Raw genomic sequence first — 18,701 nt, 5'->3', positions numbered from 1 at the left:
GCTTTTTTCTTTTTAGTTCAATATGTATTACTTCAATCCGTCAACAGAGACATTTACAGTTCCGTTTATTTTTATAAAAGCAATTATGGCTTGATTCGTTAATTGAATTTTGTCAAACTGAATATCTTCCATTTTTCCATTTACAAATACACCAGGAAGTGGAGAATAGTTTTTTAGATAAGCTGCGATGTTCTTTTTGCCATCTTCAAGGTTTGGCTGTATTGAATAACGGCAGCTTTCTTCCATTTTTCTTAAGATATAACCTTGTCCCAGCCAACTCGCAGTTCTCATTAATTTGCTTTTGGTATCTAAAACATAATCTAGTTTTTCGAAATAGATTTCTTTAGTTTTTGGATTATAGGACGGAAATCCGTCTAAATAAATGGTTCCGTTTATAGATCCTAAAATGTCAAGTGCAATCACCATTTTTCCGTCTTTGTGCCAAATTGCAACATTTTTAACCGTTATTTTTTTGCTTCCTGAACCAAATTCCTGACCGGCAAAATTCTTTGTCATTATTTTTGAAGCATCCATATAAGTTGAGATCGCAGCAATATTGGCAGAGATTTGATTCGGAATTTTTGCAACAGGTTTTAAAACTATTTTGCTTGCGCTGAATTTTGATTCCGGTTGTTTACCAACGATAGTTTCCATATTGCATTTCATTCCCATATCCAATAAAAACAAATCATTTTTGAGTTTTGCATTAGTAGAATAAATTTCGATAGGAACAATTCTTAACCAGGTTTCATAAGTATCACTCATTTGAAAAGGAGTACAGATTTTTTCTAAAGCTAATAAAACATTTGGCTTAAAATCCATTGACTTTTCTATGGCAGTATCTATACTTTTTTCGATTTTTGATTTAAAGATCGAAATGGCCGGATTTACCAAATAGGTAATTGGTAAACTTTTTCCAAAAACAAGCATTGTCGGGCTTTCGTTCCAATCAAGAGATTTGAATTCAGTTTTAGTATTTAATTTCCAATTGGTAAGTGCTACTTCGCTTGATAAAGTAATTACTCCATTTAAGTTAAATTCTCGTGTATCGTAAAGCTCAACTCCCAATTTTTTAGTTCCAATTCTATATTTTATCGTTGCTTTTAACGGTAAAATTGTTTTGATTTTTTTATCCGGATTTGCCGGATCATTCTGGATTTTTATCGGAGCCTGTTTCCAGATTTTCATTTCGATATCATCGTCTTCAATGTTATTGTCTTCATAAATTAATCCGTTCAATAAAGAATTAGTTTGGTTCTCAATATCGCTGAGTTTTACCGTTATTGGCAGGTTTATAAAAGAGGGATTTGCGTCATAAACCAAAGGTGTTGCATCATCTGGTTCGGGTTTTAATGTTTCTAATTTTTGAGATGTAGAACAGCTGACAAGTACGGCAAGTACTGTAGATAAAGAGAAAATTGAAAAAAACTTCATGATTAAGATTTTTTTGAGTGATGCAAAATTAAGAAAAGTATTAAATTATCTTAAAAAAGTGTAACATTTGATAACGAATACAGTCTTATCTAAATAACAAAACGGAATTATTAACGTTTTCTTATCATAATTTACTTAATAAAAATGTTATTATTGTTTTAAAATTTAACAATATCATGATCGAAATTAAAGATTTACACAAGTCCTATAAAATGGGAAGTTCAAGCTTACATGTGTTAAAAGGGATTAATTTTAATATTGCTGAAGGGGAATTAGTTGCGATTATGGGGTCTTCGGGATCTGGTAAATCTACACTTCTAAATATTTTGGGAATTCTCGATGAGGCCGATTCTGGTGAGTATATTTTAGATAAAACGCCTATTAAAAACTTAAACGAAACGATAGCATCAAAATATCGAAATAAGTTTTTGGGATTTGTATTTCAGTCATTCAATTTAATAAATTATAAAACTGCACTCGATAATGTTGCGATGCCATTGTACTATCAAGGTGTCAAAAGAAAGGAACGTTATGAGATTGCAATGAGATATTTGGAGAAAGTGGGCTTAGGTTCTCATTCTCATCATTTACCTAATGAACTTTCAGGAGGGCAAAAACAACGTGTTGCAATTGCAAGAGCATTGGCATCAAATCCTAAAGTTTTATTGGCCGATGAGCCAACGGGAGCTTTAGATACTAAAACTTCTTATGAGGTTATGGAACTTATTCAAGGGATTAATGACGAAGGAAAAACGATTCTGATCGTTACACACGAACCTGATATTGCCGCAATGTGCAAAAGAAATGTAGTCCTGAAAGACGGATTAATTATCGATGATAAAAAGGTAGAACAAGTTAGAGCTTCATCTTATGTTTAATATTGAGCGTTGGCAGGAAATCTTTGAGGCAATCTCAAAAAATCGGTTAAGAACTTTTCTTACCGGAGTTTCTGTGGCTTCAGGTATTTTTATTCTTGTGATCTTGCTGGGTGCAGGTAAAGGGCTTCAAAACGGAATTGAAAAACAGTTTGAACGTGATGCCGCTGGGCTTATTGAGGTTTGGTCTGGAACGACTACTAAAGAGTATAAAGGATTGAATCCCGGAAGACAGATTCAGTATAGAGATGCTGATTATAAACAATCTGTGCAAAAATTTGATGATAAATTAGATATAAGAGCGTCGAGTTATAATTATTGGGGAGCCCCATTTTCGTATGGAAAAGAATCCGGAAGTTATCAATATAGAGGTGTTACCCCTGAATATGATAAAGTTGAAAATCTAAAGATAGTTCAAGGCCGATATGTAAATGACAATGATATAGCCAATAACGAGAAAGTAGCTTGTATTGGAATGAAAGTTAAAACGGATCTTTTTAAAGATAAAGATCCTATGGGTAAAGAAATCATAATTAATGGGATCAATTTTAAAGTAGTTGGTGTTTTTACTGATCCCGGAGGTGAAAGAGAAGAAGCAAGGGCTTATTTACCTTTAACGACGGTGCAAAGAGCTTTTGGAAATGGAGATAAAATCAGCAATTTGTTTTTTACAATGAAAAAAACTAATGATTATGATGAAGCTCTGGCACAATCTGAAAAATTTACGCAAGATTTGAAGAACCTGTTAAAAAGCAGAAACATGGTTGCTCCTGATGATGATGGTGGTGTAGGGGTTTATAATTCAGTTAAGGATGCAAAGCAATTTTATGATTTAAACCTTTATATCCGATTATTCTTTTGGTGGGTTGGTATTTGTACCATTATTGCCGGAGTTGTTGGTGTAAGTAATATCATGCTGATCATTGTAAAAGAAAGAACTAAAGAAATTGGAATCAGAAAGGCTTTGGGGGCATCTCCGTTTTCAATTATTTCTATGATACTTCACGAATCCATTTTTATTACCACAATTGCTGGTTTTGTTGGATTGCTTGCAAGTTTATTATTATTAGAATTTGTAGGTCCGATGGTGCAGAGTGAATATTTTCAAAATCCTCAGGTAGATTTCAATGTGGCATTAACAACACTTGCTTTACTTGTATTTGCTGGCGCAATGGCGGGATTTTTTCCGGCGTACAGAGCGGCTAAAATTAAACCTATTGTAGCACTTAGAGACGAATAATTATGTTTAAAAAAGATAATTGGGATGAGATTTTACAGGCTTTAACAGCCAATGTTTTCAGGACGGTTCTTACTGCTTTTGGGGTATTCTGGGGTATATTTATTTTAGTAATATTACTTGCAGCAGGAAATGGTTTAGAAAATGGTGTAAAAAAAGGTTTTGACGGAATCGCTACAAATACGATGTTTATGTGGAGTCAAACGACTTCTAAAGCGTATAAAGGATTGCCTAAAACACGTCGATATGATTTTAGAAATAGTGATGTGGCAGCTTTAAGAGCAGCTTTGCCGGATTTGTTATATGTTTCGCCAAGAAATCAGTTAGGGGATTTTAACGGAACAAATAATGTAGTTCGTGGCACTAAAACTTCTTCCTTTACTATTTATGGTGATTATCCTGAACTGATCAAACAGCAGCCAATGGATATTATAAAAGGACGTTTTATAAACCAACAGGATATTAATGAAAGAAGAAAAATTGCTGTAATTGGAAAAGGGGTTATTAGTGAACTTTACGGAAAAGAAGAGGAAACTATTGGAACTTATATAAAAATTAACGGTGTTAATTTTATGGTGGTTGGAGTTTATAATTCTAAGCAACAAGGAGGAAATGCAGAGCAGGAACAAAAGAATATTTTTGTTCCGTTTACTACTTTTCAACAGGCCTTTAATTATGGTGATAAAGTGGGGTGGATGGCACTTACTGCAAAAGATGAAACTTCGATTACAGCTTTAAAACCGAAAATTTTAGAACTGATTAAATCACTACATTCTATTAACCCTGCAGATGATCGTGCGGTTGGAAATTTTGATTTATACGAACAATTTAACAAAGTGCAAAGTTTGTTCAGTATTTTAAAGATTATTGCATACTTTGTAGGAACATTAGTTTTAATTTCGGGAGTTATTGGTATTTCAAATATCATGCTTATCGTAGTTAAAGAGCGTACGAAAGAAATAGGGATTCGAAGAGCTTTGGGAGCAACTCCGGGAGCTATTCGAGGGCAAATTTTATCTGAATCTATATTTTTAACTATTATTTCGGGAATGTTGGGTATTGCCGTCGCAACCGGAATTATTGCTATTTTGAATATGGTATTGGCCTCTATGCCAGCGGATAGTAATACGATGTTTGCGAATCCAAGTGTTGACTTAGGGGTTGTATTTGTAGCCTTATTAATATTAGTAGGATCTGGTTTGCTGGCAGGATTTATTCCGGCTCAAACCGCAATTAATGTGAAGCCGGTAGATGCTTTACGATCAGAATAAATTATCAATCAAAAATAATCGATTAAACCAAAAACAAAATGAAAAAAGGAGTAACTGTAACCATTTTAATTTTTATTGCTTTAGTTTTTTTTGGCGCGCTGTACTATTTGTACGCTAAAAATCAAGAGTCGCCAATAGTATTTAAAACGGAAAAAGCAGAAATTAAAACGATCGTAAAAAATACAATCGCAACAGGTAATATTCAACCAGATGAAGAGGTACTAATCAAACCAAACATCTCTGGTATTATTGAAGAAGTGTATATCAAAGCTGGTCAAAAAATTAAGGCGGGAGATATGATTGCGAAAATTAGAGTTGTAGCAAACGTTTCAAATGTGAGTTCTACTCAAAATCAAGTGCAAACGGCTAAAATTGCTTTAGACAATCAGGAGAAAATCTATAAAAGACAAAAAACTTTGTTTGAAAAAGAGGTAATTTCTGCTAATGATTTTGATGCCGCTCAATTGGCTTACACACAAGCAAAACAAAACTATATTGCTGCAAGACAAAGTTTAGATATTGTAAAAACCGGTACAACAACATCATTAGGAAATTATGCTAATACTTTAATTCGTTCAACAGTAAACGGAATGGTTTTGGCGGTTCCTGTAAAAGTTGGAAATCAGGTTATCGAAAGTAATAACTTTAACGAAGGAACTACAATTGCCAGTGTTGCTGATGTTGGAAGAATGATCTTCATTGGGAAAATTGACGAATCTGAAGTTGGAAAAATAAAAGTTCAAATGCCAATTGAGATTACAGTTGGAGCAATTGAGAACAAAAAATTCGATGCCCGCCTAACTGATATTGCACCAAAAGGAGTAGTTGAAAATGGCGCAATTCAATTTGAAATTAAAGCTTCTTTAGAAAATAGAGATGCTACTTTTATCAGAGCGGGATTAAGTGCAAATGCATCAATTATATTAGAAAAAGCAGATAAAGTTATGGCAATCAAAGAATCTTTGGTCCAATTTGATAAAAAAACTCAAAAACCATACGTTGAAATCGAAACTGTTCCTCAAAAATTTGAGAGAAAAGATCTTGTACTAGGAGTGAGCGATGGAATTTATGTTCAGGTTAAAAGCGGTATCAAAAACACGGATAAAATTAAAATCTGGAATCAGGGTTTGATTAGTGAAGGTGAAAAAAAATAATCTGAAATTGTAAAGTTTTTTTGGTTTTAAAAAATGTTAAATTTGCGTAGTCATTTACTATGCTTTCATTCAAAATATATGAAAATAAATAAATATAATAGTCTCCTTTTTGCAGCGTTATTTGGTCTTGGATTTTCCGGCCATGCACAATCAAAACAATGGACTTTAGAGGAATGTGTGCGATACGCATTAGATAATAATATCACAATAAAATTATCAGAGTTAGATGTAAAAAGTGCTGATATTGATAAAAGAGGAGCTTTAGGAAGCTACCTTCCGTCAGTAAGCGGAAATGCTTCTCACTCCTGGAATATTGGTTTGAATGTTAACCCGGTTACGAATATTGCGACAACTCAAACGACGCAGTATTCTTCTGTAGGTGTTAGTGCCGGAGTAGATATTTACAAAGGTTTGCAAAACCAAAATACTTATCGAAGAACAAAGCTTGCGATTATAGCATCACAATATCAATTGTTGAAAATGCAGGAAGATATTTCGCTGAATGTTGCTAATGCATTTCTTCAGATTTTATCTTATAAAGAAGAATTAAAAATAAAAAAAGAGCAATTAACGATCGATGAAAAACGTTTGGCACGTTCTGAAGAAATGGTTAATGCAGGAACAATCCCAAGAGGAGATTTGTATGATCTGAAAGCTACTATTGCAACAGATCAGCAAAGTATTACTGTATCAGAAAATAATTTATTGATTTCAAAATTAAGTTTAGCACAGCTTTTACAATTAAAAGAATTTGCAGATTTTGATGTAGTCGATGATACAAATGCAAAAGACGAAAATAATATCATGGCACAAAGTCCAACCGATATTTATAATAAAGCTAAAGAAACAAGAACAGAATTAAAACTAGCACAAACAAATCTTGAAATTGCTCAAAAAAATGTAGCGATTGCAAAAGGAGCTTACCAGCCAACACTTCGAGGCTTTTATCAATTTAGTACAAGTGCGAGTTATAGTGACAGGCTTGTAGGAACAGATGGTAGCGGAAACCCAATTTATGCAGGACCAAATTCTGTTTTAGATCAGTTTAGCGATAATAAAGGGCATAACTTTGGTTTTCAATTAAATGTTCCAATTTTCAACGGTTTTTCAGTTAGAAATAATGTAGAGCGTAATAAAGTAAGTTTAGAGAAATCTAAAATAGATTTAGAACAAAAAAGTTTAGATTTGCAACGTAATGTTTATACTGCTTTTACAAATGCAAAAGGAGCTCTAAATACTTACGAGTCATCAACGGTAACATTAGAAGCAAGACAACAAGCTTATAATTATGCCAAAGAAAAGTATGATGTAGGTTTAATGAATTCTTTTGATTTTACTCAGGCTCAAACATTGTTGACCAATGCACAATCAGATGTTATCAGAACAAAATACGATTACATATTTAAAATAAAGATACTTGAATTCTATTTCGGAATTCCAATTGTCCCAATTATCGCAAAATAATTTATTATGTCAAAAAAAACAGTTTATTTCTTAGTAGGTGGCGCTATAGTAGTCATTGCAATCTTGGTTGGTCTTTCGAAATCGGGAGTTATAGGAAATAAGGATGAAGGTAAAGAAGTTGAAATTTCAAAAGTAATGGCATCTACAATTGTCGAAACAGTTTCGGCAACGGGTAAAATCCAGCCGGAAATTGAAGTGAAACTTTCTTCAATGGTTTCGGGTGAGATTATTGCATTAAATGTAAAAGAAGGTCAGGTTGTAAAAAAAGGAGATTTATTGGTAAAAATAAATCCTGATTTATATACTTCAGGACTAGAAAGATCTGTTGCAAATTTATCAGGTACAAAAGCTGGTTTAACGCAATCTGAAGCTAGTTATAGAGAAGCTAAAGCCAGTTATGAGCGTAACAAAACTTTATATGATAAAGGTGTAATTTCAAAATCTGATTGGGATAAATCGGTTTCTACTTATGAAGTGGCAAAAGCTACTAAACAAAGTTCTTATTACAATGTTCAAAGTGCATCAGCGTCTGTAACAGAAGCTAAAGATAATCTTGGACGTACTTTAATTTATGCTCCGGCAGACGGAACAATTTCAGTATTAAATGTTGAGTTAGGTGAGCGTGTTTTAGGAACACAACAAATGGCAGGAACAGAGCTTTTGAGAGTGGCAAACCTAAACAACATGGAAGTTGAAGTTGATGTAAACGAAAATGATATTGTTAAAGTAAAAATAGGCGATGAAGCAAATGTTGAAGTAGACGCTTATCTTAAAAAGAAATTTAAAGGTACAGTAACCAGTATTTCCAATTCGGCAAGTACAACTTTGACCTCAGATCAGGTGACTAATTTCAAAGTTAAAGTTCGTATCTTAAAAGAGTCATATCAGGATTTATTAGAAGGTCAGCCAAGTACATATTCGCCTTTTAGACCAGGAATGACAGCTACAGTTGATATTATTACAAGAACTAAGAACAATGTTTTGGCAGTGCCAATTAGTTCTGTTGTAGTAAAAGCAGATACAGCTGCTGTAAAAGATATTAAAGTAGAAGATCCAAGCGAAGACAAAAAAGCAGCTCCAAAAAGCGATAAGAAATTTGAGTGCGTTTTTGTGAAAGTTGGAGATAAAGCAAAAATAAGAATCATTAAAACCGGAATCCAGGACGATACTAATATCGAAGTAATGTCAGGACTAAAATCTGGTGATGTTGTGATTACCGGACCTTATACAACGGTTTCTAAAGATTTGAACTCTGGTGATAAAGTGAAGCTTAAAAAAGCAGATATGCCTAAGAAATAATTTGGATTATGATTTCATTATGTGATAGTCCTCCGGATGGTTTCTTTCAAATTATAGAAATTGGATTAATTACTTTATCAATATTTCTTTTTTATGTTCATTATAAAGCATATAAAAGCCAATATTATAATGAAGAATATGTCTATTTTTCCACTGGTAGAAAGTTTTTAATTTACATAGGTTTTTTGGCAATAAGTTTATGTATTACTCCTGTAGTGATTTTAATATCTTTTTTCATTTATGCAGGATTGTTCAAATAAATAATTAATTTTTAAAAATAAACACATTGTCTTTTATTCTCAATATCGAAACGGCTACGAAAAACTGTTCAGTCTCTATTGCAAAAAATGGAGAAACCATTTTATGTAAAGAAATTGCCGAAGAAGGTTATTCGCATGCCGAAAAACTGCATGTTTTTATTGAAGAAATAATAGAAGCAGCCGGAATAACTGTTCAGGATTTAACTGCAATTGCAGTAAGTCAGGGACCTGGTTCTTATACGGGATTAAGAATAGGAGTTTCGGCAGCAAAAGGATTGTGTTTTGCCTTAAATATTCCGCTGATTGCAGTTGATACATTACAAACATTAGCTTCTCAGGCAAAAGTGTCTGATGGAAAAATAATTCCAATGTTAGATGCCAGAAGAATGGAAGTTTATAGCGAAGTTTTTAATGCTAAATTAGAAGTAGAGAGAGGTATTGAAGCAGAAGTTATTACAGAAGATTCTTTTGCCACATATACAGATGTGCTTTATTTTGTGGGAGATTGTGCAGACAAGTGTAAACCAGTTTTAACGAAAGACAATTTTGTTTTTTTAGAAGAAATAAAATATCCATCAGCCTCGGCAATGAGTAAAATCAGTTATGATAAATATCAAATAAGCGACACTGTAGATGTCGCTTATTTTGAACCTTATTATTTAAAAGATTTTATGATGACATTGCCATCTAAAAAACAATAAAACTATATTATTTTTGAAGTGTAAAAGGTTGGATTTTGATTCCGGCCTCATCAAGTGCAGCTTTGCAATTCTCTAAAGTTTCAGAGAAAACAGCTCCATAATTTACATTTTTAGCCCACGGGCGAACCGCAAATTCTACAGAACTGGCTGTTAAGTTTTTTACAAAAACCTCCGGAGCCGGTTTTTTAAGAACCTTAGGATTTGAGTTTAAAACATTCAAAAGAACTTCCTTCGCTTTTTTGATGTCAGAATCATACGAAACGGCAAAAGTCAAATCGGCTCTTCTTTCTCCCTGCATCGAATAATTAATAATTGTACCGTTTGATAAAGCTCCATTTGGTACAAAAACAGTTTGATTATTGGCAGTAAGCATTTTGGTTACAAAAATCTGAATTTCTACAACCGTTGCAATTACACCTTGTGATTCAATAGTATCACCAACTTTAAATGGTTTGAACACAATAATTAACATTCCTCCCGCAAAGTTGGAAAGCGAACCTTGTAATGATAAACCAACAGCAAGTCCCATTGCTCCTAAAATGGCAACAAAAGACGAAGTTTCAATACCAAGTTTTGAAATAAAGGTAACAAACAATAAAATTCGAAGTGCCCATATTAATATATCCGAAAGGAATTTTGTTAATGTGGGATCTAAATTTCTTTGAATCATTATTTTCGTAATAATTCTATTGATTAATCTGATGGCATATATACCAACAAATAAAATTAGAAACGCCGAAATTAATTTAGGCGCATAGTCAACTAATACGTCAATTAATTTTGTGGCGTAGTTACTAAGTTGTTCAGGACTCATCATGTTTATTGAATAAAAAAAACCTTCTCAAAAAGAGAAGGTATATTAGTGGTGCAAATATAAAGATATTTCTTTTATAAGAAAAATAAGTATCTATTCCTTGTCTGCAGTTTCGTCAATAATTTTATCAGTTGCGTCTTCAGCTTTTTCACTTGCATCGACTACAGTTTCAGAAGCAATTGTTTTGGTATCGTTAGTAAGATCACTGGCTTTTTCTTTTACGGTGTCAATTACATCACCTATAGAATCTGACGCTTTTTCTACATATTCACTAACAATATCTTTTGCCTGATGTGCGTATTCTGCAGCACTGTCAAGTATTGGTTCCGAAGCTTCTTTGGCTTTTGCGATTGTTTCTTCGGCAAAAGCTTCTGCTTTTTCTACATAAGGTGCAGCAGCTTCTTTAGCTTGTTCAATAGTACTTTCTGCCTGATTGGCTAAATCTGTAGCGGTTTCTTTGGCTGAGCCAAATAAATTCTTGAAAAATGATGATACTCCCATGGGTTGAATTTTGATTTGTTAATAATACAATATTAAATCTTTTTTACAAGAATTGTAGTGTTATGGTTAAAATAATTTATTGATAATAAATGAGATATAAAAAAAGCGTCTGCTATTGGCAGACGCTTTACATTTTTGTAAAGAATGTAATATTACGCGTTCAAAGCTTCAACTTTAATACCTTCATCATTCAACATGCTTTTTAGCATATTTTCGATTCCGCTTTTTAAAGTAAAAGTAGATGATGGACAACCGCTGCAAGCACCTTGCAAAATTACTTTTACCGTTTTGTCCTCTTCATTATAAGAGTCAAAAGCAATATTTCCACCATCAGCCGCAACCGCAGGTTTTACATATTCTTCCAGGATATTGATAATTTGTTGAGAAGTTACATCCAGTTTATCAAATGCTTCGTCTTTTGTGATGTCGTTTTTAGTCGCAACTTCAATTAAAGTTTCGTCTAAAACTGTTCCTCCGTTTTCGATAAATTGTTTGATGAAAGATCTTACTTCCAATGTGATTTCATCCCAATTATTAATGTCATATTTTGTTACCGAAATATAATTTTCATCAATAAAAACCTCTTTCACGTAAGGGAATTTGAATAATTCTTTTGCCAGAGGAGAAGAAGCAGTCTGATCGATATTTTTATATTCAACCGCATTTCTGGTTAACATTCTGCTCACTACAAATTTTAATGCAGCAGGATTTGGAGTTGTTTCTCCATAAACCGTAATAGGTTGTTTTTTTGTATTAGTTTCGTCAACTTTTATAATCACGCCACCTTTTTCAACAAATGCTTCAATTTGCTCTGCAACAGCGTCTTTAACATCATCCCATTCTACAATACTGTATCTTTCGATCGCGATAAAGTTTCCTGAAATATAAACTGTTTTTACAAATGGCAAATAGAATAATTGTTGTGCTAATGGCGATGCTTGTGCCTCATCAATATTTTTGAATTCAAAACTTTGATTTTGGGTAATGAAATCTTCAAATTCGAACTTTAAGATCGTTGGATTTTGAGTTTCTTTTATGGTGATTTTTGTCATGATTTGTAATTTTTTACAAATTTAGTAAAGTTATTTTCTACTAATACCTATATTTGATTTTTTAATAAAATAATTAAGACTCTTTTCAAATAAATCGTATTAAATTATGAGAGTCAAAAATATAAGTAAACAAAAATGCCTTTATGGAATTTAGAATCAAGGTTTTATTCATTTTTTTAGTCACATCATTTTATTCTTATTCACAAGAGGGGATTCCGGTTTATTCGGATTATTTATCAGACAATTATTATTTAATTCATCCGTCAATGGCGGGAGCTGCAAACTGTACAAAAATAAGATTGACAGCCAGAAAACAATGGTTTGGTCAGGAAGATGCGCCGTCGCTTCAAACTTTAAGCATGAACGGAAGAATTGGAGAAAGATCAGGAGCCGGTATTATCCTGTTTAATGATAAAAACGGGTACCATTCTCAAAAAGGAATAAAAGTTACTTATGCGCATCATATTATGTTCTCGAGAGATGAAATAGATTTAAATCAACTTTCGTTTGGTATAAATGCGGGTTTGATTCAAAATCAATTGGACGAAACTAAATTTGGAGGAACTTTTGATCCAATTGTTTACGGGCAAATTCAAAAAGATTCTTATTTTAATATGGATGTTGGAGCATCATATAATTATTTAGATTTTTATGCGCATGCAACTGTTCAGGGTTTATTAGAAACCAGAAGAGACTTATATACAGATTATGAAAGCGATAATTTGAGAAAATATTTGCTTAGTGCCGGATATGTTTTTGGGAAAAGAGAAAATATTACCTGGGAACCGTCTATTTTGTTTCAATTATTTGATAAAACAAAACAGAAGTCTATCGATTTAAATATGAAGGCGTATAAGAGTATGGATTTCGGAAGTTTATGGGCTGCATTGTCTTACAGAAGAAGTTTTGATGGCGCACAATATAATAGCGGAAGCGGGGTTTCGGCCCAAAAACTACAATATTTTACGCCTATTATAGGAGTGAATTTCAATAATTTCATGTTTGCTTATACTTATTCTCAGGTTGTAGGTGATGTGAAATTTGATACAGGTGCTTATCACCAGATTACTTTGGGAATTAATTTGTTCTGTAAAAGAGAACGTTACGACTGTAATTGCCCTGCTATTAATTAAAACAATGTTATGTTAATTAAATCTGTAAACGGAAAAAAACCTCAAATTCCTGAGGATTGTTATGTTGCCGAAAATGCTACGATTATTGGCGATGTTACTTTTGGAGATTCTTGTAGCGTTTGGTTTAACGCTGTAATTCGTGGCGATGTTCACTTTATCAAAATAGGAAATAAAGTTAATATTCAGGACGGAGCAATTATTCATTGTACGTATCAAAAACACCCTACAATTATAGGGAATAATGTTTCAATAGGGCACAATGCAATTGTTCATGGCTGTACGGTTCATGATAATGTTTTGATAGGGATGGGAGCTATTGTAATGGACAATTGTGTGATAGAAAGTAACTCTATTATCGCTGCCGGAGCAGTTTTGACTCAAAATACTGTTGTAACTTCCGGAAGTATTTATGCGGGTGTTCCTGCCAAAAAGGTAAAAGATATCGACCAATCTGATTTTGCAGGCGAAATTGAACGTATTTCAAACAATTATGTAATGTATTCTGGCTGGCTTAAAGACGAAGAATAGATTCTAAATAATAAAAAGCGAAAATTCCAAATTCCAATAAGTGTAATGCAATAGGAATTTTTAAAACTATAAATTGATTCTTTCAAAGAAAGCATTTTTATAACTTTCGCTAATAGGAATTCGTTTGTCACTAATCAAAACTTTATTTTTCTGTATCGATTTTACGTGTTTTATATTAATGATATAAGATCTGTGAATCCTTGAAAAACCTTTGCTCGAAAGCAAGTTTTCCAACTTTATCAAGCTAATTAAGGTTAAGGTAAATTTATTGTCTGTAGTATAAATTTTCACATAATCTTTTAGACCTTCAATGAATAAGATATCTGAAAAATTCATTTTTACGTTTTCATATTCCGCTCTTACAAACATAAAATCCTGTTCTAATTCAGGTGCAGTTGTATTTTCGGAAATAGCCTGAATAGTTGTTGAAGGATTTAAAACTTGTTGCGCTCTTACAACAGATTTTAAAAAACGATGAAACGGAATTGGTTTTACCAAATAATCTACAGCACCTAGGTTAAATCCTTCAACAGCATAATCAGAATAAGCTGTTGTAAATATGATTAGCGGTTTTTTTTCGATTGTGTTTAAAAAATCAATACCAGAGAAATGCGGCATCTGAATGTCCAGAAAAATCAAATCAACATTGTTTTGATTGATAAAAGAAACAGCATCAATCGCATTATTAAAAGTGTTAATCAGTTCAAGTGAATCTACTTTTCGAACAAAATCCTCTAATAATTCAACTGCTAACGGCTCATCGTCTATAATTACACATTTCATTTGTTGGAGATTAGATTTTTAAAAATTCTTTTTTGGGTGTTCAAAAGTAGTTTTAAACCAATGAATTAAGTTTTAAAATTTTCATAAAAAAACAAATTCATTTTCAAACTACCCGTTTACTGTAATAGTCTTGCTTAAGGTATAACCATCAGTTAGATTACCTGTTAATGTTGCCAATTCGTTGGCTAAACTATCTGAAAAAACATTGTCTTTTGTGTTAGAAGTATCAGCCTGACCGTGGGCAGCATAATTGGTACTCGAATACACTTCGGTAGATATATTTTCAGGAAAAGCAATTTGTGTTACTAATAACGATGTACCGTTGCTGGTCATTATTTCGACATGCACGTGTGGAGCTCTGCCTTGATACCAACCCGGGAAAATAGAAATAAAGGAAACTTCTCCTTTGGAATTTGTCGTTTGTCTGCCTCTTAAAAAATGAACCGAAGTATAATCAGTTTGCTGCATTGAAGTTCCTCCATATTCAGAGTAATTTCCATCTTTATCACAATGCCAGACATCTACTAAAACACCTTGTAAAGGAGAGCAATTATTGTTTTTATTTTGGATCGTCAGATTAATAAGTAAAGCAACGCCAATTCGATCAGATTTTATGTTTTCTAATACCAGTTGGCTTGGTGTTTTAATAGGGAATGGGCCTTTCGTTTCAGCGGGAGAAACAGTACAGCTTCCGTCGGTAGACGAATTTGTGACTGAATCGTCATTGTCACTTTTAGAACATGATTCTAATATTTTAGAGGCTGTTGCCAAAGATGCAATTCCTAATATACTATTTCTAATGAATTTTTTTCTATCCATGATTTGTTGTGTTTAATTGATTGTATTTTGAATTTCATCTAACTTTAAATTCAAATGCACACGATAAAAATCGCTGTCTTGTGTGATTGTTAGTTCGTGAGCATCCGGATAAAGCAGATCCAGTCTATTTTGAATGTTTACTAATCCAATTCCTGAATTTTCAGGATCTTTTAGATAGTTTTCAATTGTGTTTTCGATCCAGAAATCAAGACTGTTTTCCAAAATAAAAATCTTAATTTTTACGTGAGCAGCACCTTTATAATCTGTACCGTATTTGAAAGCATTTTCAACAAATGAAATAAGCAATAATGGCTCAATAAATTTGTTTTTTGTGTCTCCATGAACATTGATAACAATGTCTTCAATATTATTAAGTCTGAGCTTTTGTAAGTCGATATAATTTTGAATATAGTTGATTTCTTTTTCCAAAGCCACCGTTTTATTATCTGTTTCATAAAGCATATAACGCATTAGTTCAGATAACGTGACGATGGCATCGGGGACCAAATCAGATTTCTTGTGAGCCAAAGAATAAATACTATTTAATGAATTGAATAAAAAATGCGGATTGGTTTGTTTGCGCAAATAAATCAACTCAGTATTTGTTCGATGTGTCTCGGCAATAAGTTTGTTTTGTTGGTTGTTATAAAATTCTGTCAGCGTTCTGATGGCCGCACTAATAGTAATAATTAAAATATAGAAAAGTGATGGACCGATTTTAAAAAAAAGAGGTTGTCTCATTTCCAGTCTTAGATGTTTGGCTGGCCGAAAAGTATTGGGGTCAATTGGGATTGTTCTTGAAGGTATGATATTCTGAGTTCTTAAATGTCTGAACTCAGGGATAAAATAATTGATTCTGATAATCATAAAAACAGAAATCAGAATAAGAACAAAAGTAAAATAGAGCCAATATTTTTTTTGCAAAAGCAATGCTGGTACCAAGTAAAAATAGTTCAGATAAAATAAAATAATTCCGGTAAGCCATTGTACATAAAAGTCATTATTGATCCTGAATGGACTTTCGTAAAACTGAATCAAGGAAGTCAGAATAAAGAAAACCCATATCATACAATGGAATAAAATTTTATTGGAACTCGTATTTTTAATGGTATCTATTTTCATTTATAATTTTATTTTTAATAAAATTAAATCATTTTTCGTTACCGTTGGCGATATCCGCTCATTGAGTTTCTCAACGACTAAATGAGCTACTTTTAAGGCATCATCTTCCGTGGAAAAACTTTTAGAATCACTTATTACCGGAATTATGGATTGCTTGATTATGATTTTACTTTTATAAGCAATCGAATATCCCCAGCCAGATTTTGTTTTGAAAGATTCGGTTTTAAAAGTTTCATTTTTTGTACACGCAACGAATTGCGAAACAAGCAAAAGAAACAATAAATTCTTCTGGATTTTAGCCCAGAAGAATTTTAATTTTGTATTAATTATCATCGTCATTTTGTGCATCTAAAGGTTTGAACTCCCAGGCATCATCAAAGTAAGTTGAACCTATTCTTCCCAACATATAAAACCCTCGATTGTTTATCGCAAATCCTATGGCATCTGCTCTTGTGGCACCTTCCATTGGAGTTCTCTCTACCCATAAATCAGTAGATGGATTGTATTCCCAGACGGTTTTAATGCTTTCACCACCAACAACATATCCAAGCCCGTTCATAGAAAAACTAGATGCATTTGCACGTACAATTGCATAATCGTCGTTGTAAGTAGGATCATCATCAGTATCTTTATCAATGTCACGTTTTCTCGTCCAAACATCAGTTGAAGGATCAAATTCCCAGAAATCCTCCTGATAAACACCATTGTTTATACCAGTCACCAAATACGCTTTAGTATCAATTACAAAAACAGTAGCATTACGTCTTTTGTTTCCGCTAAATCCATTTACAAGGGTCCATGAATTTGCCTGATCATCATATTGATAGAAATCCTTCAGATAATTTCCGTCGTAACCAGTTCCAAAATAAGCTTTTCCGCTCACCTGAAAACCTACTGCGCCATAACGTCCGGTTCCTCCAAAATCTGTTTTTTGAGTCCAGCTATTACCCGTTGGATCATATTGATAGAAATCTTTCAATTTATTAGTTCCGTCATAACCAAGACCAACATATCCTTTTCCGTTAAGTGTAAAACTTGAAGCAGAGCTTCTGCCAACTCCGGTAAAATCAGCTTTTTGTTCCCAATAATCTCCGTTAGAGTTGTAAGCCCATAAATCTTTTAAATATACATCTCCAGTATAACCAGTTGCGATATAAGCAAAATCTCCTATGACAAAACTAGTCGCGCTAGATCGTGCAGGTCCATCAAAGGCAGATTTTTTAATCCAGTTTCCTACCAAATCATCATCGTCATCATCATGACTACAGCCTATAAAAAAGAGGCTCGAAAACAGTGCCGCGAATAATATTCCTTTTTTTAAATTATTCATAGTGTATTAAATTTATTTATTGTTTGTATTTGATCCCAATCCCCAGAATATATCCATTGCCGGTATTGAAATCATAGATTCTGTGATTATCATTATCCTGCAGGTTATATTTTTTGTTAAAGTCATAACCGGCTTTAAAATTTAGAAACCAGTTTTTGGTTACATTTCTTTCGTATTCAAATGCCGAAGTCATTTGTGATAAACTCGCTTTGTTAGCATTCTCATAGAAATTGTTTGGAGTATCTAAATGATAAAATGTTCCATTAAAGCTATTCGTCAGGCTGAATTTATTTCGAATATTGTTTGAATATGAAATGTTTGAATCTGGAAATCCAAGCAACATATTACTATGATCGTTCATTTGATAATTTACAGATAAAGTTGGAATGAATTTGGGATAACCAAAAATGGCTGATCTTGCCACTCCAATTTTAAGAGTTGTCTTTGAATTGAATTGTTGACTGATATCAAAACTTCCAAAAAGCGAAAAATCAGAAGCATCTAAGTTTTGCTGAAAATTTGCAGAAGGAGTAATTGCCAGTTCCAATTTTGTTGCATTTGAGATTTCATGTTTAATTTCAAACTTGTTTTCGATCTTATTAAATTGATCAAGATCTTCGGTGTTTTTAAAACTGATTACATCATAATTCACTTTCAGACTCGAGTATTCTAATGTATTTGTTATTTGATTTTTGGCATTTAATTCTTTGCTGAACTTGATTCCAATACTACTTTCATTAAAATCAATTTTATCCGTTGGTTCCGTTTTCAAATTCATATTTACCGAAAAATTTTCCTGTGCATTCATATTGAAAAATGAAATTGAAAAAATCACCCAAATTAAAAACCTTGCTTTCATTACTTAATTATTGATTCAAAAGTAGGTGGGTAATGGTTTTAAAAAAAAGAAGATATATGTATGGT

19 protein-coding genes are annotated in these 18,701 nt (G+C 32.8%); 9 read left to right on the top strand and 10 right to left on the bottom strand.

Going from position 1 to position 18,701, the window contains the following annotated elements:
* Positions 1-27: 27 nt before the first annotated feature.
* A complete protein-coding gene (locus CHB81_RS22085) occupies positions 28-1,434 on the bottom strand; it encodes a DUF4403 family protein (RefSeq protein ID WP_089354008.1) in 1,407 nt (468 codons plus the stop codon).
* A gap of 176 nt (positions 1,435-1,610) precedes the next feature.
* Here CHB81_RS22085 and CHB81_RS22080 point away from each other — a divergent pair, with 176 nt between their 5' ends.
* The 7 genes from CHB81_RS22080 to tsaB all read left to right on the top strand — a co-directional run bounded on the left by CHB81_RS22080 (position 1,611) and on the right by tsaB (position 9,695).
* Entirely contained in the window at positions 1,611-2,312 is a 702-nt protein-coding gene (locus tag CHB81_RS22080) for an ABC transporter ATP-binding protein (protein WP_089354007.1), read from the top strand.
* Entirely contained in the window at positions 2,305-3,549 is a 1,245-nt protein-coding gene (locus CHB81_RS22075; RefSeq protein WP_089354006.1) for an ABC transporter permease, read from the top strand. Before CHB81_RS22080 ends, CHB81_RS22075 begins: the two co-directional genes overlap by 8 nt.
* A gap of 2 nt (positions 3,550-3,551) precedes the next feature.
* Positions 3,552-4,817: an ABC transporter permease gene (locus tag CHB81_RS22070; protein ID WP_089354005.1), complete on the top strand. Its 1,266-nt coding sequence runs from the start codon at positions 3,552-3,554 to the stop codon at positions 4,815-4,817.
* A gap of 38 nt (positions 4,818-4,855) precedes the next feature.
* On the top strand, positions 4,856-5,971 hold the full coding sequence (locus CHB81_RS22065) for an efflux RND transporter periplasmic adaptor subunit (RefSeq protein ID WP_089354004.1): 1,116 nt from the start codon (positions 4,856-4,858) through the stop codon (positions 5,969-5,971).
* A 78-nt stretch (positions 5,972-6,049) separates the two neighbouring features.
* Positions 6,050-7,435, top strand: coding sequence for a TolC family protein (locus tag CHB81_RS22060; protein ID WP_089354003.1), 1,386 nt, complete (start codon positions 6,050-6,052; stop codon positions 7,433-7,435).
* A 6-nt stretch (positions 7,436-7,441) separates the two neighbouring features.
* Positions 7,442-8,734 carry an efflux RND transporter periplasmic adaptor subunit gene (locus CHB81_RS22055; protein WP_089354002.1) on the top strand — a complete coding sequence of 431 codons (1,293 nt, stop codon included), beginning with the start codon at positions 7,442-7,444 and terminating at the stop codon, positions 8,732-8,734.
* 286 nt (positions 8,735-9,020) lie between these two features.
* Positions 9,021-9,695, top strand: a complete 675-nt coding sequence (gene tsaB / locus CHB81_RS22045; protein WP_089354000.1) for a tRNA (adenosine(37)-N6)-threonylcarbamoyltransferase complex dimerization subunit type 1 TsaB — start codon at positions 9,021-9,023, stop codon at positions 9,693-9,695.
* 7 nt (positions 9,696-9,702) lie between these two features.
* Here the strand turns inward: tsaB and CHB81_RS22040 are convergent, their stop codons facing one another.
* The 3 genes from CHB81_RS22040 to CHB81_RS22030 form a co-directional block, all read right to left on the bottom strand.
* The gene (locus CHB81_RS22040) at positions 9,703-10,512 is read right to left on the bottom strand and encodes a mechanosensitive ion channel family protein (RefSeq protein WP_089353999.1); all 810 of its coding nucleotides are present in this window, start codon (positions 10,510-10,512) and stop codon (positions 9,703-9,705) included.
* Positions 10,513-10,602: 90 nt separating this feature from the next.
* Positions 10,603-11,010: a hypothetical protein gene (locus CHB81_RS22035; RefSeq protein ID WP_089353998.1), complete on the bottom strand. Its 408-nt coding sequence runs from the start codon at positions 11,008-11,010 to the stop codon at positions 10,603-10,605.
* Positions 11,011-11,162: 152 nt separating this feature from the next.
* Positions 11,163-12,062, bottom strand: coding sequence for a NifU family protein (locus tag CHB81_RS22030; RefSeq protein WP_089353997.1), 900 nt, complete (start codon positions 12,060-12,062; stop codon positions 11,163-11,165).
* Between the two features lie 143 nt (positions 12,063-12,205).
* Between CHB81_RS22030 and CHB81_RS22025 the strand changes: the two genes are divergently transcribed.
* On the top strand, positions 12,206-13,195 hold the full coding sequence (locus CHB81_RS22025; RefSeq protein WP_089353996.1) for a type IX secretion system membrane protein PorP/SprF: 990 nt from the start codon (positions 12,206-12,208) through the stop codon (positions 13,193-13,195).
* A 9-nt stretch (positions 13,196-13,204) separates the two neighbouring features.
* Positions 13,205-13,723, top strand: coding sequence for a gamma carbonic anhydrase family protein (locus CHB81_RS22020; protein WP_089353995.1), 519 nt, complete (start codon positions 13,205-13,207; stop codon positions 13,721-13,723).
* A gap of 66 nt (positions 13,724-13,789) precedes the next feature.
* Here CHB81_RS22020 and CHB81_RS22015 read toward each other — a convergent pair whose 3' ends face one another.
* The 6 genes from CHB81_RS22015 to CHB81_RS21990 form a co-directional block, all read right to left on the bottom strand.
* Complete coding sequence (locus CHB81_RS22015) at positions 13,790-14,506, bottom strand: LytTR family DNA-binding domain-containing protein (RefSeq protein WP_089353994.1); 717 nt, start codon at positions 14,504-14,506, stop codon at positions 13,790-13,792.
* 108 nt (positions 14,507-14,614) lie between these two features.
* On the bottom strand, positions 14,615-15,325 hold the full coding sequence (locus tag CHB81_RS22010; RefSeq protein ID WP_089353993.1) for an intradiol ring-cleavage dioxygenase: 711 nt from the start codon (positions 15,323-15,325) through the stop codon (positions 14,615-14,617).
* 12 nt (positions 15,326-15,337) lie between these two features.
* Positions 15,338-16,447, bottom strand: coding sequence for a sensor histidine kinase (locus tag CHB81_RS22005; protein WP_089353992.1), 1,110 nt, complete (start codon positions 16,445-16,447; stop codon positions 15,338-15,340).
* Complete coding sequence (locus tag CHB81_RS22000) at positions 16,448-16,780, bottom strand: DUF4907 domain-containing protein (RefSeq protein ID WP_089354040.1); 333 nt, start codon at positions 16,778-16,780, stop codon at positions 16,448-16,450.
* Positions 16,770-17,777, bottom strand: a complete 1,008-nt coding sequence (locus CHB81_RS21995) for a kelch repeat-containing protein (RefSeq protein ID WP_089353991.1) — start codon at positions 17,775-17,777, stop codon at positions 16,770-16,772. The genes CHB81_RS22000 and CHB81_RS21995 overlap by 11 nt, the downstream gene beginning before the upstream one ends.
* 16 nt (positions 17,778-17,793) lie before the next feature.
* The gene (locus CHB81_RS21990; protein WP_089353990.1) at positions 17,794-18,636 is read right to left on the bottom strand and encodes a DUF6268 family outer membrane beta-barrel protein; all 843 of its coding nucleotides are present in this window, start codon (positions 18,634-18,636) and stop codon (positions 17,794-17,796) included.
* Positions 18,637-18,701: the final 65 nt, after the last annotated feature.

This window comes from Flavobacterium sp. ov086, from assembly GCF_900187965.1.
Taxonomy (GTDB): Bacteria; Bacteroidota; Bacteroidia; order Flavobacteriales; family Flavobacteriaceae; genus Flavobacterium.
The sequence above is the reverse complement of the archived record's forward strand: the minus strand, read 5'-3'. Positions and strand labels throughout refer to the sequence as shown.

Bases quoted from the DNA above. Each gene is read 5' to 3' on its own strand.
- CHB81_RS22010 (WP_089353993.1), bottom strand. From the start codon at position 15,325: ATGGATAGAAAAAAATTCATTAGAAATAGTATATTAGGAATTGCATCT.
- CHB81_RS22080 (WP_089354007.1), top strand. From the start codon at position 1,611: ATGATCGAAATTAAAGATTTACACAAGTCCTATAAAATGGGAAGTTCA.
- CHB81_RS22030 (WP_089353997.1), bottom strand. From the start codon at position 12,062: ATGACAAAAATCACCATAAAAGAAACTCAAAATCCAACGATCTTAAAG.
- CHB81_RS22040 (WP_089353999.1), bottom strand. From the start codon at position 10,512: ATGATGAGTCCTGAACAACTTAGTAACTACGCCACAAAATTAATTGAC.
- CHB81_RS22075 (WP_089354006.1), top strand. From the start codon at position 2,305: ATGTTTAATATTGAGCGTTGGCAGGAAATCTTTGAGGCAATCTCAAAA.
- CHB81_RS21995 (WP_089353991.1), bottom strand. From the start codon at position 17,777: ATGAATAATTTAAAAAAAGGAATATTATTCGCGGCACTGTTTTCGAGC.
- CHB81_RS21990 (WP_089353990.1), bottom strand. From the start codon at position 18,636: ATGAAAGCAAGGTTTTTAATTTGGGTGATTTTTTCAATTTCATTTTTC.
- CHB81_RS22005 (WP_089353992.1), bottom strand. From the start codon at position 16,447: ATGAAAATAGATACCATTAAAAATACGAGTTCCAATAAAATTTTATTC.
- CHB81_RS22070 (WP_089354005.1), top strand. From the start codon at position 3,552: ATGTTTAAAAAAGATAATTGGGATGAGATTTTACAGGCTTTAACAGCC.
- CHB81_RS22035 (WP_089353998.1), bottom strand. From the start codon at position 11,010: ATGGGAGTATCATCATTTTTCAAGAATTTATTTGGCTCAGCCAAAGAA.
- CHB81_RS22055 (WP_089354002.1), top strand. From the start codon at position 7,442: ATGTCAAAAAAAACAGTTTATTTCTTAGTAGGTGGCGCTATAGTAGTC.
- CHB81_RS22085 (WP_089354008.1), bottom strand. From the start codon at position 1,434: ATGAAGTTTTTTTCAATTTTCTCTTTATCTACAGTACTTGCCGTACTT.
- CHB81_RS22025 (WP_089353996.1), top strand. From the start codon at position 12,206: ATGGAATTTAGAATCAAGGTTTTATTCATTTTTTTAGTCACATCATTT.
- CHB81_RS22065 (WP_089354004.1), top strand. From the start codon at position 4,856: ATGAAAAAAGGAGTAACTGTAACCATTTTAATTTTTATTGCTTTAGTT.
- CHB81_RS22060 (WP_089354003.1), top strand. From the start codon at position 6,050: ATGAAAATAAATAAATATAATAGTCTCCTTTTTGCAGCGTTATTTGGT.
- CHB81_RS22015 (WP_089353994.1), bottom strand. From the start codon at position 14,506: ATGAAATGTGTAATTATAGACGATGAGCCGTTAGCAGTTGAATTATTA.
- CHB81_RS22000 (WP_089354040.1), bottom strand. From the start codon at position 16,780: ATGATAATTAATACAAAATTAAAATTCTTCTGGGCTAAAATCCAGAAG.
- CHB81_RS22020 (WP_089353995.1), top strand. From the start codon at position 13,205: ATGTTAATTAAATCTGTAAACGGAAAAAAACCTCAAATTCCTGAGGAT.